Origin of the sequence: Bradyrhizobium sp. (assembly GCF_035701725.1) — a bacterium.
Classification (GTDB): domain Bacteria; phylum Pseudomonadota; class Alphaproteobacteria; order Rhizobiales; family Xanthobacteraceae; genus Bradyrhizobium.
Genome location: NZ_DASSRP010000279.1, coordinates 1 through 15208, shown reverse-complemented (window position 1 = coordinate 15208; position 15208 = coordinate 1). Strand labels below are relative to the sequence as shown.

Sequence of the window (15208 nt, the reverse complement as noted above, 5' to 3'; positions counted from 1 at the left end):
CGTGCCCAGCGCGAACTTCACGGCGCTGTTGCCCTTTTCGATCTCGTCCTTGACGACCTGTTCGGTCAGCTTCTTCGAATTCAGGTTGGCGTGCGACCAGGTGTGGGTGCCGACGGTGTGACCGGCGGCCAAAACCTGCTTGAGAATCTCCGGATGATAGGTGGCATGCTTGCCGATCGAGAAGAACACCGCCTTGGCGCATTCGTCGGCGAGCGCCTTGAGCACCGCCGGCGTGTTGCCCGGCCACGGACCGTCATCGAACGTCAGCACCACTTCCTTGTCGTTGAGGAAATCCATTTGCTTGAAGTGTTCGAAGCCGAAGCCCGGCCCGCCTGTGGTATCGACTTCAACCACGCGCGAGACGCCGAGCGCATTCGGATTGGCGCAAGCCTGCTGCTTTGGCTGTGGAGCGGCAGCCGGCCTTTCCGGAATGCTGCCGGTGATCTCGATGGGATCGCGGCCGGCGGCCGGCTTGGCTGGAGCGGGTGGCGGCGCGGGCGCAACGCGGGCGGCTGCGACGGTTTGCGGAGCGGGAGCGCTTCTTCCCGAGGTCCAGAACCAGCCGCCGGCGGCAATCAAGGTGGCGGCCACCACACTCATCAGCATCAGGCCCAACGCGTTACGCATGGTTACTCTTTCGTTAATGCCACAACTCAAATTCGCCCCACCTCCTTTATGGGAAAGAGTAGTTAACGCTCCCCCAATATCGCCTGTTTCCGGGTGTCGCACCGGCCTTCGAGGACGAGGTCAAAGTGAAGATCGCACGGAGGATGACAGCCCGATGCTCCGCCGGCGATTGCGGCTCGGAACGGAGGGCGCGCCTTGTCATGCATCAAGGCACGCCCGCGAGCCGGAAGCGCTAATTGGCCGATCCTCGGCGCATTGACATCATGGGCCGGCCAGACTTTACATCCCCGGCATAGCGACAAGGGGCGGGTTCAAATGTTCAGAATTTCATTTGTGTTTTCGGCGGCGCTGATGGCGGCGCAGGTATTGACGGTATCGCAGGTTTCAGCCCAGCAGGGCCATGATGCCTGTGCGCGCGACGTGACGCGGTTTTGCCGCGCTCATATGAACGACGGGGATTCGGCGGTGCTGGGCTGCCTGAAGCAGCACCGCGCCCGCCTCAGCCGCGCCTGCGACAAGGTGCTGACCGACAACGGGCAGTAAGGTCCAAAACGCTTAAGTGCTGCTGCCGGCTGCGGCGGAGGCCACCGGCAGCACCTCGTGGGCCGCGCGGTCGGGGCTTTCTTCCTTCCAGCGCACCGAGCCGAACGGCCGTTCCAGCATGCGGCGGATGCGGACCGGATCGGGCCCGAGGTGAAAATCCATCGCGCTCTGATGCAATTCGCGCTCGGATTGCGTCGAGCGGTTACGCTGGCGCAGGTAATCGAGCCAGGTCGGGCAGTGATAGCGTTCGGTCCACAGTTCGGGGTCGGCGATGTCGCGGGCGATCGACCAGCCATAGGCACCGTTGCGCTGTCTGGAGAGCTGGACTTCCTGCATGACGTTGTGGAAGGCGCGGGCGTTGTCCTGCGCGACGCGATATTCGATCTCGACCACCAAGGGGCCGCTGCGCGCGGTCAGCGACAACTGCACCTCGGGATCGGCCAGCACTTCCGCATCCTCGTTGCGCGCGCCGACTCGCGGCATGTGCAGCCAGAAGCCGAGCAGCGGCGACAGCAGCATCAACCCTGCGGAAACCAGCAGCGCGGTCTCGACGCCGGCGGCGTCCGTGAGCCGTCCCCAGCCCCAGCTTCCGATCGCAATGCCGCCGGAGATCGAGGCCTGAAAGATCGCGAGCGACCGCCCGGCGACCCAGCGTGGCGCCGAAAGCTGCACGCCGATATTGAACAGGGCGACCGCCAGCATCCAGGCGGCGCCGGCGACCACCAGCGCGGCGGCGGTCAGGACCTTCTCATGGCTCAGCGCCACCGCGGTGATGGAGCCGCCCATCGATATCGCGCAGGCGCGGATCGCGGCCTCGCCGCCGAGCCGCTTGCGCACCTCGCCGATATTGAGCGCGCCGACCACCGCGCCCATGCCGAAGGCGCCCAGCATGATGCCGTAGGTCTGCGCGCCACTGTGCAGAAGGTCGCGCACCACGAGCGGCATCAGCGCCGAAATCGAACCGCCGATCAGGCCGGTGACGAGCGTGCGCATCAAGACGATCTTGATCGAGGGCGAATTGGCGATGTAGCGCACGCCCGAGACGATAGCGCGGTTCAGCCGTTCGCGCGGCAGCCGCGACGGCTCGCTCTCGCGGCGCCAGACGAACAGCGCCACCACCAGCGGCAAATACAGGATGGCGTTGGCGGCAAAGGCCGCGACTGCGCCGAGGGTTGCGACCACGATGCCGCCGATCGCAGGCCCGAAGCTGCGGGCGATATTGTAGCTGATGCCGTTGAGCGCGACGGCGGACGGCAGCATCTCGGCCGGCACCTGCTCGCTGACCGAGGATTGCCAGGCCGGCCCGAACAACGCCATGCCGCTGCCCACCACAAAACAAAGCGCCAGAAGAATCGTCGGCGTGACCATGTCGAGCCAGGCCAGCACGGTCAGCGCGGTCGCGCCGATCAATGCGATCGACAGCGAGAGCAGCGAAACGATGCGGCGGTCATACATATCCGCGATGGCGCCGGCCGGCATCGCGATCAGCATCACCGGCAGCATCAGCGCGGTCTGGACCAGCGCCACCTTGTCGGCCGATGACGTCATCTGCGTCATGGCCCAGGCGGCGCCGACCGCCTGGATCAGAAGGCCGAGATTGGACAACAGGCTCGCCGACCAGATCCGGCGGAAAACCAGGTGCCGCAGTGGCGCTGCGATGCCGTCGGTCGGGAAAATGCTGCGCGCTGGCTCGGTCATGACGTCTTTCGTTTAAGGCCGGCAGCCTTGCGGCGACTTGCGCCCGCAGCCGTGCCAACCCGGATGGTGGCGGGATACGCCCGATTCACTCCTGCAAATTAGCCAAGATCATGCGCACGTCACAATGCGCTGATCGAGCGCCTTCCCCAGGCCAGGTGCCTTCGTGGCGCCCGGATTCCAGAGCTGATATGATTGGCTCCGGGAGGAGTTCCTGCATCCCCTTGGGTTTTCGAGGACGAGGTCCGTGAGCATAGCCGAAGCCTGGGATATTCCGGCCACGCGCCGGCGACTGGTTCCACCTCACCCGCCACGCGCGCCCGAGGGCATGTCGGCCTTCGAGCGGCTGGCCGCGATGCGCGTCAGTGCGATTGGAACCTGGGGCCAGCGCGCCTATGAGGATGACATCATCCGCGGGCGCTTCTTCTTCCTGCGTTCGAGCTTCATCCTCAACACGCCGGACGCGATCCGCCACGTGCTGGTGGACAATTACGAAAATTACTCCCGCACGCCGGCCGGTTTGCGCGTGCTGCGTCCGATGCTCGGCGAAGGGCTGTTGATTGCCGAGGGCAAGGCCTGGAAGCATCAGCGGCGTACGCTGGCGCCGGCCTTCACGCCCCGCGCGGTCGGGACGCTGGTCCCGCATATGGTCGCGGTGATCGACGAGACCATCGCGGCCTTGCGCAAGGCTGCGGCGGCGGGCGGGCCTGCGGACCTGCGCGAGACGATGCAGCGCATGACGCTCGAGATCGCCGGCCGCACCATGTTTTCGTTCGGCATGGAGCGGCACGGCGCGACCTTGCGCGACTTCGTGATGGAATATGCCGAGCATCTGGCGCGGCCGCATTTTCTCGACCTGGTCTTGCCGGCGAACTGGCCGGCGCCGCGGGATCTGGCGCGCTCGCGCTTCCGCAAACGCTGGACGAAGTTTATCGGCATGCTGATGGCCGAGCGCCGCGCGGCCGGAAAGCAGGACGGCGCGCCGGCGCGTGACCTTTTCGACCTGATGAACGCGGCGCGCGATCCCGAGACCGGCGAGGCCTTCAGCGAGGCGCAGCTCGGCGATCAGGTCGCGACCATGATTCTCGCCGGCCATGAGACCACCGCCACGGCGCTGTTCTGGGCGCTGTATCTGCTCGCGCTCGATCCGGTCGCGCAGGAGCAGGTGGCGAGCGAGGCGCGTCAGGTTGCGGTGGCCGGCGAGGCCGATCTGGAGCGGCTGAAGTTCACCCGCGCCGTGATCGACGAGACCATGCGGCTTTACCCGCCGGCCTTTCTGATTGCGCGCGCCGCGATCGGGCCGGATGTGCTGGCGGGCATTGCGATCAAGAAGCACGACGTGATCCTGATCGCGCCATGGCTGTTGCATCGGCACGAAAAGCTGTGGCGCGATCCCAATGCCTTCGTTCCCGAGCGCTTCCTGGCTCCGGCGCCGCCGCCCGATCGTTTCGCTTACCTGCCGTTCGGCGTCGGCGCGCGGGTCTGTATCGGCGCGCATTTCGCGCTGGTGGAAGCGACGCTGGCATTGGCCAAGCTGATCGCGGCGTTTCGCGTCACGCTGCTCGATAAGGAACTGGTGATGCCGGTTGGCGTGGTCACCACGCAGCCGGATCGCTCGCCGGTATTTGCGATCACGCCGCGCTGAGGCCACCGCCACGGCCGGGACTGCCCTTTGACGGGATTGCCTGATGAGCGAATTGAAAGCCCAGTTTGCGACGTTGAAGAAGATCGCCGATCCGGCGGTCGCCGACGCGATCGCGCATCTGGTCGAGAACGGCGAAGATCACGAACTCAACCGTGTCAACGTCCTGGATTTTTCCAAACGACATGGCCTGGACGAGGAGCAGGCGATTTCGACCTTCCTGCATGCCTCCCGGCTCGGGATGTTCGATCTCACCTGGAATGTGCTTTGCCCCGGCTGCAGCGGCGTACTCGATGCCCATGACACGCTGAAATCGCTGCGCAGCGACGATTATCATTGCGGGCTGTGCGCCTGCGGCTATGAGCCCTCGGTCGACGAGCAGGTTGAAGTCGCCTTCACGGTCAGTCCGAAACTGCGGCGCATTGCCGCGCACGATCCCAACAATCTACCGCTGTGGGAATATTACCAGCAGGTGTTCTGGAGTTCGGGCATCGATCTCGACCGCAGCACGTTTGATGCGCTCGTCGATGAGGTGGCGCTGGATGCGCTGGAGCTGCCCGCCGGCGAGCGGGCGGTGATGTCGCTGCAACTGCCGGCGCAATTCATTATCGTGTTCGAGCCGGTGACGCATTCGGCGCATTTCATCGACGTGCAGGGCGAGCCGACCAAAGAGCGGCAACAATTGTCGCTGGTGTTCAACAAATCGCACCCGCCGACCGGCTCGATTACGATGCGACCGGGCCCGCTGCGGCTCGCGCTCGACAATCAGGCCGGCGTGCGGACGCTGCCGACGGTGTTCATCGCCGGCGATGGGCTTCACGCCATGCTCGGCAAAAGGCGGTCGTTTCTCACCGCCAAGCGGATGCTGTCGAACCAGACCTTCCGCGACGTGTTCAAGGCCGACAACCTTGACATCGATCAGCGGCTCAAGATCACCTCGCTGACCTTCCTGTTCACCGATCTGAAGGGCTCGACCGCGCTCTACGAACGCGTCGGCGATCTCGCCGCATTCGATCTGGTGCGCGCGCATTTCCGCGCGCTGCTCGAGATTATCGCCTCGGAGAAGGGCGCGGTGGTGAAGACCATCGGCGATGCGGTGATGGCGACCTTCGTCAAGCCGGAGCATGCGATCGCCGCGGGTCTGAAGATGCGCGCGGCGATGGATGATCTCAATGCCGAACGCGGCACCGAGGATCTCGTGGTCAAGATCGGCATTCACGAGGGCCCGTGCCTGGCGGTGATGCTCAACGAACGGCAGGATTATTTCGGACAGACCGTCAATATCGCGGCAAGGGTTCAGGGGCTTGCGACCTCGAAGTCGATCCACGCGACCGGCGGCGTCGTCGAGGTGCCGGCGGTGTCGGCCATCCTGCAGGCGCGCGACATCAAGCCGATCCAGAAACAGGCGGCGCTGCGCGGTATCGCCGACAAGGTTCTGGTCTACGAAATACCCTGATACAGCTTCTGCCCGGGATAACGCCAACATTGCCGAAAGGTAATCGGGGCCGGAACTCGGCGCCGATTGCAGGCGTTCGTGTTCCGCGCCATATAGACGGCAAGTGAACCTGTTCAGGGATTGCTGATGCTCGACGGACTGCGCCAATTCATCGCCGACATAGTCTCCCCATCCCATGAAGCCCGCGACCTCGACGATACCGGATATCGGCTGGCGGCGACGGCGCTGCTGATTCACGTCATCTCGCTCGACGGCGAACCGTCGGCCAATGAGAAACGCAAGCTCCACAGCCTGATCGAAAGCAGCTTTGGGCTTGATCGCGGCGCCGCCGACAAGCTGATTGCGTCCGCGACCCTGGTCGAGGGCGAAGCCGTCGACCTCTATCATTTCACCAGCGTCATCATGCGTTCGGTCGACGATGCCGGGCGCCTGCGCATCGTCGAGATGATGTGGGAGCTGGTGTATGCCGACGGCCAGGTCAGCGAGTTCGAGGACAATGTGGTCTGGCGCGCTGCCGATCTTTTAGGCGTGTCCTCGCGCGACCGCATCGATCTTAAACATCGCGTCGCCGCCAGGCAGTCGCTGCCGGTTTCAGGAAGCTAGTGTGGACGTGAGATTCGTCCCGGCTAGGAATGTTCTAAAAGCCGGCGATTGCTTTGTTTTCGGATGTGTCCGGGTCATCTGTCGTTACTTAAAGGAATTTTTAATGTTGCGGTCATGGGTTCACGACCGCTGACCGTGCTGCGTGCCCTGCACACGGCTCTGTTCTGATTGACGCTCGCGCCGGTTCCGAAATGCTTGCAGGCCGCCTCCATCCCGCCTAAGGCGTATGCCCGTGGTATTATGAACGGGCAAGAATAATCGTGACTGAGCGGGTGACACTGATTACGGGGGCTTCGGCGGGGATCGGCAGCGAACTAGTACGCGTTTTCGCTTCCCACGGCCATCGCGTCGCAATGGTGGCGCGTCGTGCCGATCGGCTGCAGGCGCTGGCGGCAGAAATCGCGAGCAAAGGCGCCGGCGCGCCGGTTGTCATTCCCTGCGACCTCGAACAGCCGGACGCTGGAGACACGATCGCGGCGGCGCTGGTCGCGGCCGGGGTTGAGGTCGACTACGTGGTGAACAATGCGGGCTTTGGCCTGTTCGGCCCGGCCGTCGAACTCGACCGCAGCGAGCAGCTTGCGATGATCGCAGTCAATGTCCGCGCACTCACCGACCTGTCGTTGCGCTTTGCCGACCAGCTGATCCGACATCGCGGCGGACTGCTCAATGTCGCCTCCATCGCAGGCTTCCTGCCCGGGCCGGGCATGGCGATATACTACGCCTCGAAAGCCTATGTGCTGTCGTTCACCGAAGCCCTGCGCGGCGAATTGGCGCCGAAAGGCGTTCGCGTTACCGCGCTATGTCCGGGGCCGGTACCGACGGAATTTCAAGCCCGCGCCGGTTTCGAGCCCGGCTTTGATTCCGCCGTCCTCGACGTGTCGGCACCTGATGTTGCCGCGGCGGCCTATCGCGGCCTGATGGCCAACAAGCGCGCGGTGCTGCCGGGCTTCGGCATCAAGATCGTGCCGCTGATGCTGCGGCTGGTGCCGCGCGGCTTCATCCTGTGGGCCGTGGGGCGCTTTCAGATCCGCCAGCGCTAAATCCAAATTAACGTTTCGTTGGCTACGATCGCAGCCTTGTTGACCTTGCAAGAAGAAGGGTCGATGCCGCCGTTTGCCAAAGTCGGTCCTGTGCGCGATGCGGCGCCTGTCGCCGCCGGATCGTCGACGGCGCTTCCCCCGGTTCTGATTGTTCTCCATCAGGAAAACTCGATGCCGGGCCGCATCGGCAACGCGCTCCGTGCGCTCGGCCATCCCCTCGACATCCGCCGCCCCCGGTTTGGCGACGCGCTGCCGGAAACGCTGGCCGCCCATGCCGGCGCGGTTATTTTCGGCGGCCCGATGAGCGCCAACGATCCGGACGATTACGTGCGCCGCGAGATCGACTGGATTGCAGTGCCGCTGCTCGAGCAGCGGCCGTTCCTCGGCATCTGCCTTGGTGCCCAGATGCTCGCCAAGCAACTCGGCGCCCGCGTGTCGCCGCATTCGCTGGGCCGCGTCGAGATGGGCTATTATCCGATCCGCCCGACGCCGGCTGGACTGAACCTGTGCACGCGCTGGCCCGAGCAAGTCTACCACTGGCATCGCGAGGGATTTGGGCTGCCTGCGGGCGCGGAGCTGCTGGCGGAGGGCGATGACTTTCCAAGGCAGGCGATTCGCTTCGGCAACGCCTTCGGCCTGCAATTTCATCCCGACGTGACCTATGCGATGATGTGCCGCTGGACCACCTGCGGCGCGGATCATCTCGATCGGCCGGGCGCCCATCCGCGCCATCAGCATTTTGCCGGACGCGCCTGTCACGACGTCGCCGAGCGCGCCTGGCTCAGGCATTTTCTGCAGGGCTGGCTGAAGCGGGTGCCGGACGTGATGATGGAAGCGGCGGAGTAGGGCTTGATTATCGTCCGCCGTCGCCCTTCGCGCTATGGCGTGGCAGCCTTCGCTCGCTTTGCTACGAGAGACTTTCCGGGCTTGCCTAGCCGAAGCTCGCGGAGCGAGCGAAGGCTGGTGGAGCCAGGCGGGATCGAACCGCCGACCTCGTCATTGCGAACGACGCGCTCTCCCAGCTGAGCTATGGCCCCAGATCGCCTGGTTTGGGATATCGCTGCGGCAAGGCGTTCAAGCAGACCGCAGCAATCCGCGCCATTTACAGTCCGCCACAACGCCAAGTCAAGAACGGCGAAGCCCTTGTTTTTCCTACCTCTAGTCGCGGCTAAAAGTGAGCCCGGGCCGGGAACTTCCCTTGTTTGAGCGGTGCGGAACCGATATTTAGCAAGGTGTTCGACCCCGCCGATCGACTTCTAGCGAGCAGCCCCGCCATGCGTGCCGTCCTCGACATCATCCTTATCGTTCTGGATCTTTATGTTTGGCTGCTGATCGCGGCCGCCATTCTGTCCTGGCTGATCGCCTTCAACGTCGTGAACACGCGCAACCAGCTGGTGTCGGCGATCGCCGAGTTCCTGTACCGGATCACCGAGCCGCTGCTGGCGCCGATCCGCTCCTTCCTGCCCAATCTGGGCGGGCTCGACATTTCGCCGATCATCCTGATCCTGATCATCTTCTTCATTCAGCGCATCATCCAGTATTACATCTATCCGAACGTGTTCTGATCACGCGTGGAGTGTGAGATGGCCGATCCCTGGCGCTATTCCGCCCACGGGATCAGCATCGCGCTACGCGTCACGCCGCGCGGCGGACGCGATGACATCGATGGGATCGAAACACTGGCCAACGGCCGCTCCGTGGTGAAAGTGCGGGTGCGCGCCATCGCCGATGGCGGCGAGGCCAATCGCGCGGTGACGGAGTTGCTGGCAAAGTCGCTTGGTGTGCCCAAGGCCAAAGTGAGAATTCTGTCCGGGGCCACCTCGCGCCTCAAGCAGGTCGCCGTCGATGGCGATCCCGGAAAGCTTGGGGAAATGCTACGCACGCTGACCAGCGTGAAATAGAGGTTTTTAGGACCGGTATGACGGCGCAGATCATTGACGGAAAACGCATCGCCTCCGAGCTTCGCGCCCGTGTCGCCAGCGAGGTGGCGCGGGTAAAGCGCGATCACGACCTGACGCCGGGGCTCGCCGTGGTTCTGGTCGGCAACGATCCCGCGAGCCAGGTCTATGTCCGCTCCAAGCACAAGCAGACGCAGGAAGCCGGCATGGCCTCGTTCGAGCATGTGCTGCCGGAGAATGTCGCTGAGGCCGATCTGTTGGCGCTGATTGCGCGGCTCAACCGCGATCCGCTGGTGCACGGCATTCTCGTGCAATTGCCGTTGCCGAAAACGCTGAACACCGAAGCCGTGATCAATGCGATCGATCCGGCCAAGGATGTTGACGGGCTGCATCCGAGCAATGCCGGCCGGCTTGCCGGCGGCTTTGCCGCGCTGTCGCCCTGCACGCCGCTCGGCTGCATCATCCTGAGCAAGAGCGTTCATGCCTCGCTCGAAGGCATGAACGCGATCGTGATCGGCCGTTCCAACCTGGTCGGCCGGCCGCTGCTGCAGCTCCTGCTCAACGAAAATGCCACGGTGACGATCGCGCATTCGCGCTCGCGCGACCTGAAGTCGCTCTGCGCCCGCGCCGACCTTGTCTATGCGGCGGTCGGCCGCCCGGAAATGGTGCGCGCCGACTGGATCAAGCCGGGCGCGACCGTGATCGACGTCGGCATCAACCGCCTGTCGGACGCGGACGGCAAAACACGCCTCGTCGGGGACGTTGCGTTCGCGGAGGTTTCGCAGGTCGCCGGCGCCATCACGCCGGTGCCGGGCGGCGTCGGCCAGATGACGGTGGCGTGCCTCTTGGTCAATACCTTGCGCGCAGCTTGCGCCATTGCGGGGCTGCCGAAGCCGACAGTGTAACTGTCGTCCGGACAAGCGAGCGCAGCGAACGCGATCCGGGCCTCGAGATTCCGGGTTCACGCTGCGCGTGCCCCGAACGACGAAGGCTGACTACTTCTTCGCGCGCGCGATGCCTTCCGAAATCAACTGACGCGCGTCGTCGGCATTGCCCCAGCGCAGCACCTTCACCCATTTGTTCGGCTCGAGATCCTTGTAGTGCTCGAAGAAGTGCTGGATCTGATGCAGGGTGATGTCGGGCAGGTCGCTATAGGTCTTCACCTTGTCGTAGCGCTGCGTCAGCTTCGACGACGGCACCGCGATGATCTTCTCGTCGCCGCCGGCCTCGTCTTCCATCAGCAGCACGCCGACCGGCCGCACGCTCATGACAGCGCCGGGCACGATCGCGCGGGTATTGGCGATCAGCACGTCGCAGGGATCGCCGTCGTTGGAGAGTGTGTGCGGAATGAAGCCGTAATTTCCGGGATAGCGCATCGCCGTATACAGGAAGCGGTCGACGACCAGCGTGCCGGCCTCCTTGTCGAGCTCATATTTGATCGGTTCGCCGCCGACCGGCACTTCGATGATGACGTTGACCTCGCGGGGCGGGTCGACACCGATCGAGATCGCTTCAATACGCATGGTGAACTCCGGATGGTGTGGGAGCTGTGATACGGCAGTCTACGCCAATAGCTGCGGTATCTTCGCTGATTGTTTGGGCACAGCCTTAACGTGCTCGGTTCGAGGCCGTTCGGCCAACCGGCGCTGCAAAAACAAAATTCAATTTCTCGAAATCAGTTGGTCCAGGCGAAGGCGACCTTGTCGAGCGACTTCGCGCCGAACTTCTCCGAGGAGCGCGCCACCATGCGGCCGCCCAGCGCGCGGTAGAATTCGGTGGCCGGCTCGTTGTCCGACAGCGCCCAGATCACCATGCTTTTCAGGCCGCTCTGGACAAGGTCGCGCCGCGCCGCCGAGAACAGGCGCCGGCCGAAGCCGAGCCCCTGAAATTCGGGCCGCAGATAAAGCTCGTAGATCTCGCCTTCGAAATGCAGGCTGCGGGCGCGGTTGCGTCCGTAATTGGCGTAGCCGGCGACCTTGTCGCCGAATACCAGCACGCTGACGCGGCTGCCCTTGCGGATCGCCGAATCCCACCATTGCGGGCCACGGCGGTTGATGAGCTTCTCCAGCTCGGAGCCGGGAATGATGCCCTGATAGGCCGCGCGCCAAGCTTCGTCGTGGGTCGACGCGACCGCCGTCGCGTCAGCAGCCTTGGCCGGTCGGACTTCGATTAGGGTTGTGCTCATGACCTTGATCAAAGCAAGTCGGCGGGCTGGCTTCAAGGTCTATCGTTAATTATCGGTTAACCTGTGGATTTTCTGCATCAGTAGCCGCCCGCGAGTGTGCCGAAAGCGAACACCCGCTGGCCTTTGAGGCCAGATTTTGTGGAGTGGACGGGTCCAGTGACGACTTTGGTTGCTAACATTGGCCAACACCGGACAGGACGCACCATACAGGACGCACGATGGTGATTCGCCGCGAGCAATTCTGGAAATCCGGCTCGCAAGCCGATCAGGGGTGGGCGGCGCCTTCGTTTTGGGCGTTTTTTGTCGCAACCATGCTGGCGATCATGCCGTTACCGGCGGCGCGCGCGCAAAGCGCGTTTGGTCCCAAAGGCGCCGAAGCCGAACCCAACCGGGCGCAAGCCTGGCTGGTCCCCTCGCCCGATCCCAAAATCGCATCCAATGCGGTGCTGTTTCGGCCGCCGGGTGAAGGTCCGTTCCGCCTTGCTGTCATTGCCCACGCATCGACCCAGAACGTCATCTACCGGACGCAAATGCGAGCGCCGGAATACCGCAGCCTGGCCACGCTTCTGGTGGCGCGTGGATTTGCCGTGCTGGTGCCGGAACGTCCCGGCCACGGCGCGACCGGCGGCGACTATCTGGAAGATCAGCATGGCTGCGACGAAGCCGATTACCTCCATGCCGGCCGCGCCACGCGCGATTCCATCGCCGCCGCCTTCAATTATATGCGCGGACAGCCCTTCATCCGGCGCGAAGGCGCGATCATCGTCGGCCATTCGGCCGGCGGCTGGGGCGCACTCGCGATGGCCGGAGCCGATCCGGCCGAAATCTCGTCCATCATCGTCTTTGCGCCCGGCCGGGGCGGCCAGGCCAACGGCTTGCCCAACCAGATCTGCGCCCCGCATACGCTGCTTTCCGCTGCAGCCGAATTCGGCCGCATCGCGCGCATTCCCGTGAGCTGGATTGTCGCGGCCAACGACACGTATTTTCCACCGGATTTCTCGCGCAGGCTGGCGGACGCGTTTCGCGCTGCGGGCGGCACGGTCGATTTCCGCGTGCTGCCGGCCTATGACGGCGAGGGCCACTGGATGGCGGAGACCGACAACGGCGTCAAACTCGCCGCGCCCGAGCTCGACCGCGTCCTGAAGGCGCTCTCACTTGCGCGACCAAAGAAGCCATGACGCTCTATTTCATCGTCAAATACCTGCATGTAGCGGGCGCGATCGTGATCCTCGGCACCGGCAGCGGGATTGCCTTTTTCATGCTGATGGCGCATCGCAGCCGCGAGATCCCGTTCATCGCGCGCACGGCCGCCACCGTGGTGGTTGCGGACATGGTGTTCACGCTGAGTGCGGTGATCCTGCAACCGCTCAGCGGCGGCGTCTTGATGATGCTGTCGCAGACCAGCATCACCGAGCGCTGGCTGATGGTTTCGCTCGCGCTTTACGCGCTGGCGGGCGTGTTCTGGGTGCCTGTGGTCTTCATGCAGATCGAGATGCGTGATCTGGCGCGCACCGCAGAACACAAGCGCGAGATGCTGCCGCCGCGCTATTTTGTGTTATTCCGCCGCTGGTTCCTGTTCGGTATTCCCGGCTTCGGCTCCGTCGCGATCATTCTCTGGCTGATGATCGCCAAACCTTTCTAGCTCCCGATGGACACTGCCCGCAAAATCCTCGTGCTCGGCGCTTCCGGCCTGATCGGCCGTTACATCCGCGACGATTTGCGCGCGCGAGGCTTTCAGACGATCGGCGTCGCCCGAAAGTTTTCCGCGGGCCAGGCGATGAACGCGCTCGATCTCGAAGTGCCGATCATGGCGATGAATACGGCGGCGCTGGCCGGCCTGCTGCGCGAGCAGGCCGTTGATGTGGTCGTCAATTGTCTCGGCGTACTTCAGGACGGCCCTGGCAGCGACAGCCGTGCCGTGCACCGCGATTTTGTCGAGCGGCTGTTGCAGGCCATCAAGCAAAGCGGCCGGGCGGTTCGTCTGGTGCACATCTCCATACCAGGGGCCGCCGGCGAGGATCACACCGCGTTCAGCGTCACCAAGCGCGAGGCGGAGCGTTTGATCGCGGCTTCCGGCATTCGATACGCCATCCTGCGGCCCGGTTTCGTGATTGCGCCATCGGCCTATGGTGGAAGTGCGATGGTGCGTGCGCTCGCCGCACTCCCGTTTCAGCTCTCGATGGCGGACGCATCGGTACCGTTTCAGCCGGTCGCGATCGAGGACATCTCCGCGACCATCGCCTGGCTTGCCGAGCGCGACGATCGGGACAGCGTTGCGAATTCTGCAAGCTGGGACCTGATGCAGAAGCAGCCGGTGACGCTCGGCGAGGTCATCGCGGCGTTCCGTCGCGCGTTCGGCACCGAAAAATCGCTGCGCATCGCCGTGCCGGCGTTTCTGCTCAATCTCGGCGTGATGCTGGCCGATCTCGTGAGCTGGCTCGGATGGACGCCGCCCATGCGAAGCACCGCGATCGCGGAACTGCGCCGCGGCGTCACCGGCGATCCTTCGGAATGGATGGCCGCGACAGGCATGATTCCAAGGACCATCGCGGAGACGCTCGGCCGGCATCCCGCCACGATCCAGGACAAATGGTTTGCGCGGCTTTATCTGGTGAAGGCGCTGGTGATCGCGAGCCTGGTTGTGTTCTGGATCGTGTCGGGATTTATCGCGCTGTTTGTTTCCTACGATGCCGCGGCCGGCATCCTGCGGTCGCACGCGTTTCCGCCGTCTCTGGTGGCGCCGGTGACTGTCCTGACCAGCCTGATCGATATGGCGACCGGCGTGCTGATTGCCTTTCGTCGAACCGCCGCCTTCGGGTTGGTGTGGGGAATCCTGGCCTCGCTCGGATACATGGCCGGTGCTGCGATCCTGACGCCGGATCTCTGGATCGAGCCGCTTGGCGCGCTGGTGAGGACAGGACCTGCGATCGTTCTGATGCTGGTGGCGTTGATGACGCTGGATAACAGATAATGTCGTTCTGGCCCGATGATGACGTGATCCTCTACGACGGTGTCTGCGTGTTCTGCTCGCGCTGGATCAGATTCATCGCCTCGCGCGATCGCGACAAGCGTTTTCGTTTCACGGCGATCCAGTCAGCCTACGGCACGCGGCTCGCCCAGGCCTTTGGCATCGATCCGGATGATCCCGACACCAATGCCGTGGTTCACGGCGGTGTTGCCTCCTTCAAGTCGGATGCCGCTCTGACCGTGCTCTCGAACCTGCCGGGCTGGGGCTGGACCCGGGTGCTCTTTGCCGTGCCGAAACCGCTGCGCAACGCGGTCTATAATCTCGTCGCCAAAAATCGCTATCGCATCTTCGGCAAATACGATGCGTGCTTCACGCCGGATGCGGATATGCGGGCAAGGGTGCTGGAGTGAGACCGAAGGGGTCATCCCGGGGCGCCTCGTGAGGCGAACCCGGGATCTCGAAATTCCGGGTTCGATGCTTCCGCATCGCCCCACAATCAATTTTTCAGCGCCGCCATCACCTCTCCCGCCGCCCGTTCTCCGGAATCGTGA

The 15208-nt window shown here is 64.0% G+C and carries 17 protein-coding genes and 1 tRNA gene; 13 read left to right on the top strand and 5 right to left on the bottom strand.

What is annotated here, in order from left to right:
* Positions 1 to 627: polysaccharide deacetylase family protein (locus tag VFL62_RS16780; protein WP_325173502.1), on the bottom strand; the 627-nt coding region annotated here is incomplete at its 3' end.
* A gap of 351 nt (positions 628 to 978) precedes the next feature.
* On the opposite strand from VFL62_RS16780, the gene VFL62_RS16775 reads away from it, so the two are divergent.
* Positions 979 to 1170, top strand: a complete 192-nt coding sequence (locus VFL62_RS16775) for a hypothetical protein (protein ID WP_325173504.1) — start codon at positions 979 to 981, stop codon at positions 1168 to 1170.
* A 12-nt stretch (positions 1171 to 1182) separates the two neighbouring features.
* Here the strand turns inward: VFL62_RS16775 and VFL62_RS16770 are convergent, their stop codons facing one another.
* Complete coding sequence (locus VFL62_RS16770; RefSeq protein WP_325173501.1) at positions 1183 to 2868, bottom strand: MFS transporter; 1686 nt, start codon at positions 2866 to 2868, stop codon at positions 1183 to 1185.
* A 244-nt stretch (positions 2869 to 3112) separates the two neighbouring features.
* Between VFL62_RS16770 and VFL62_RS16765 the strand changes: the two genes are divergently transcribed.
* From VFL62_RS16765 to VFL62_RS16745, 5 genes are all read left to right on the top strand, one after another.
* Positions 3113 to 4510, top strand: a complete 1398-nt coding sequence (locus VFL62_RS16765; protein WP_325173500.1) for a cytochrome P450 — start codon at positions 3113 to 3115, stop codon at positions 4508 to 4510.
* A 43-nt stretch (positions 4511 to 4553) separates the two neighbouring features.
* Entirely contained in the window at positions 4554 to 5963 is a 1410-nt protein-coding gene (locus VFL62_RS16760; RefSeq protein WP_325173499.1) for an adenylate/guanylate cyclase domain-containing protein, read from the top strand.
* 126 nt (positions 5964 to 6089) lie between these two features.
* Entirely contained in the window at positions 6090 to 6566 is a 477-nt protein-coding gene (locus VFL62_RS16755) for a TerB family tellurite resistance protein (protein ID WP_325173498.1), read from the top strand.
* Positions 6567 to 6826: 260 nt separating this feature from the next.
* Complete coding sequence (locus VFL62_RS16750) at positions 6827 to 7606, top strand: SDR family oxidoreductase (protein WP_325173497.1); 780 nt, start codon at positions 6827 to 6829, stop codon at positions 7604 to 7606.
* A 63-nt stretch (positions 7607 to 7669) separates the two neighbouring features.
* Entirely contained in the window at positions 7670 to 8452 is a 783-nt protein-coding gene (locus VFL62_RS16745; protein ID WP_325173496.1) for a glutamine amidotransferase, read from the top strand.
* 115 nt (positions 8453 to 8567) lie between these two features.
* Here VFL62_RS16745 and VFL62_RS16740 read toward each other — a convergent pair.
* A tRNA-Ala gene (locus VFL62_RS16740) sits at positions 8568 to 8643 on the bottom strand.
* A gap of 237 nt (positions 8644 to 8880) precedes the next feature.
* On the opposite strand from VFL62_RS16740, the gene VFL62_RS16735 reads away from it, so the two are divergent.
* From VFL62_RS16735 to folD, 3 genes are read left to right on the top strand one after another with little or no spacing between them, the layout of a single operon-like run.
* Positions 8881 to 9171: a YggT family protein gene (locus VFL62_RS16735; RefSeq protein WP_325173495.1), complete on the top strand. Its 291-nt coding sequence runs from the start codon at positions 8881 to 8883 to the stop codon at positions 9169 to 9171.
* An 18-nt stretch (positions 9172 to 9189) separates the two neighbouring features.
* Complete coding sequence (locus VFL62_RS16730; RefSeq protein ID WP_325173494.1) at positions 9190 to 9507, top strand: DUF167 domain-containing protein; 318 nt, start codon at positions 9190 to 9192, stop codon at positions 9505 to 9507.
* Between the two features lie 17 nt (positions 9508 to 9524).
* Positions 9525 to 10409, top strand: a complete 885-nt coding sequence (folD, locus tag VFL62_RS16725) for a bifunctional methylenetetrahydrofolate dehydrogenase/methenyltetrahydrofolate cyclohydrolase FolD (protein WP_325173493.1) — start codon at positions 9525 to 9527, stop codon at positions 10407 to 10409.
* Between the two features lie 90 nt (positions 10410 to 10499).
* On the opposite strand, the gene ppa is transcribed toward folD, so the two are convergent.
* Together ppa and VFL62_RS16715 are read right to left on the bottom strand one after the other, a co-directional pair.
* Positions 10500 to 11027 (bottom strand): inorganic diphosphatase, encoded by a 528-nt coding sequence (ppa, locus tag VFL62_RS16720; protein WP_325173492.1) that lies wholly within the window; start codon positions 11025 to 11027, stop codon positions 10500 to 10502.
* 152 nt (positions 11028 to 11179) lie between these two features.
* Positions 11180 to 11689 carry a GNAT family N-acetyltransferase gene (locus tag VFL62_RS16715; RefSeq protein ID WP_325173491.1) on the bottom strand — a complete coding sequence of 170 codons (510 nt, stop codon included), beginning with the start codon at positions 11687 to 11689 and terminating at the stop codon, positions 11180 to 11182.
* Between the two features lie 311 nt (positions 11690 to 12000).
* On the opposite strand from VFL62_RS16715, the gene VFL62_RS16710 reads away from it, so the two are divergent.
* The 4 genes from VFL62_RS16710 to VFL62_RS16695 are packed head-to-tail and all read left to right on the top strand — an operon-like array spanning position 12001 to position 15067.
* Positions 12001 to 12867 carry an alpha/beta hydrolase family protein gene (locus VFL62_RS16710; RefSeq protein WP_325173503.1) on the top strand — a complete coding sequence of 289 codons (867 nt, stop codon included), beginning with the start codon at positions 12001 to 12003 and terminating at the stop codon, positions 12865 to 12867.
* On the top strand, positions 12864 to 13331 hold the full coding sequence (locus VFL62_RS16705; protein WP_325173490.1) for a DUF2269 domain-containing protein: 468 nt from the start codon (positions 12864 to 12866) through the stop codon (positions 13329 to 13331). Before VFL62_RS16710 ends, VFL62_RS16705 begins: the two co-directional genes overlap by 4 nt.
* A 6-nt stretch (positions 13332 to 13337) precedes the next feature.
* The gene (locus tag VFL62_RS16700; protein WP_325173489.1) at positions 13338 to 14660 is read left to right on the top strand and encodes an SDR family oxidoreductase; all 1323 of its coding nucleotides are present in this window, start codon (positions 13338 to 13340) and stop codon (positions 14658 to 14660) included.
* Positions 14660 to 15067, top strand: coding sequence for a thiol-disulfide oxidoreductase DCC family protein (locus VFL62_RS16695; protein ID WP_325173488.1), 408 nt, complete (start codon positions 14660 to 14662; stop codon positions 15065 to 15067). The genes VFL62_RS16700 and VFL62_RS16695 overlap by 1 nt, the downstream gene beginning before the upstream one ends.
* The last annotated feature ends 141 nt before the right edge of the window (positions 15068 to 15208 follow it).

Coding starts and splice junctions, on each gene's coding strand:
- VFL62_RS16775 (WP_325173504.1), top strand. CDS start 979: ATGGCGGCGCAGGTATTGACGGTATCGCAGGTTTCAGCCCAGCAGGGC.
- VFL62_RS16770 (WP_325173501.1), bottom strand. CDS start 2,868: ATGACCGAGCCAGCGCGCAGCATTTTCCCGACCGACGGCATCGCAGCG.
- VFL62_RS16760 (WP_325173499.1), top strand. CDS start 4,554: ATGAGCGAATTGAAAGCCCAGTTTGCGACGTTGAAGAAGATCGCCGAT.
- VFL62_RS16755 (WP_325173498.1), top strand. CDS start 6,090: ATGCTCGACGGACTGCGCCAATTCATCGCCGACATAGTCTCCCCATCC.
- VFL62_RS16745 (WP_325173496.1), top strand. CDS start 7,670: ATGCCGCCGTTTGCCAAAGTCGGTCCTGTGCGCGATGCGGCGCCTGTC.
- VFL62_RS16735 (WP_325173495.1), top strand. CDS start 8,881: ATGCGTGCCGTCCTCGACATCATCCTTATCGTTCTGGATCTTTATGTT.
- VFL62_RS16730 (WP_325173494.1), top strand. CDS start 9,190: ATGGCCGATCCCTGGCGCTATTCCGCCCACGGGATCAGCATCGCGCTA.
- folD (WP_325173493.1), top strand. CDS start 9,525: ATGACGGCGCAGATCATTGACGGAAAACGCATCGCCTCCGAGCTTCGC.
- ppa (WP_325173492.1), bottom strand. CDS start 11,027: ATGCGTATTGAAGCGATCTCGATCGGTGTCGACCCGCCCCGCGAGGTC.
- VFL62_RS16715 (WP_325173491.1), bottom strand. CDS start 11,689: ATGAGCACAACCCTAATCGAAGTCCGACCGGCCAAGGCTGCTGACGCG.
- VFL62_RS16710 (WP_325173503.1), top strand. CDS start 12,001: ATGCTGGCGATCATGCCGTTACCGGCGGCGCGCGCGCAAAGCGCGTTT.
- VFL62_RS16705 (WP_325173490.1), top strand. CDS start 12,864: ATGACGCTCTATTTCATCGTCAAATACCTGCATGTAGCGGGCGCGATC.
- VFL62_RS16700 (WP_325173489.1), top strand. CDS start 13,338: ATGGACACTGCCCGCAAAATCCTCGTGCTCGGCGCTTCCGGCCTGATC.
- VFL62_RS16695 (WP_325173488.1), top strand. CDS start 14,660: ATGTCGTTCTGGCCCGATGATGACGTGATCCTCTACGACGGTGTCTGC.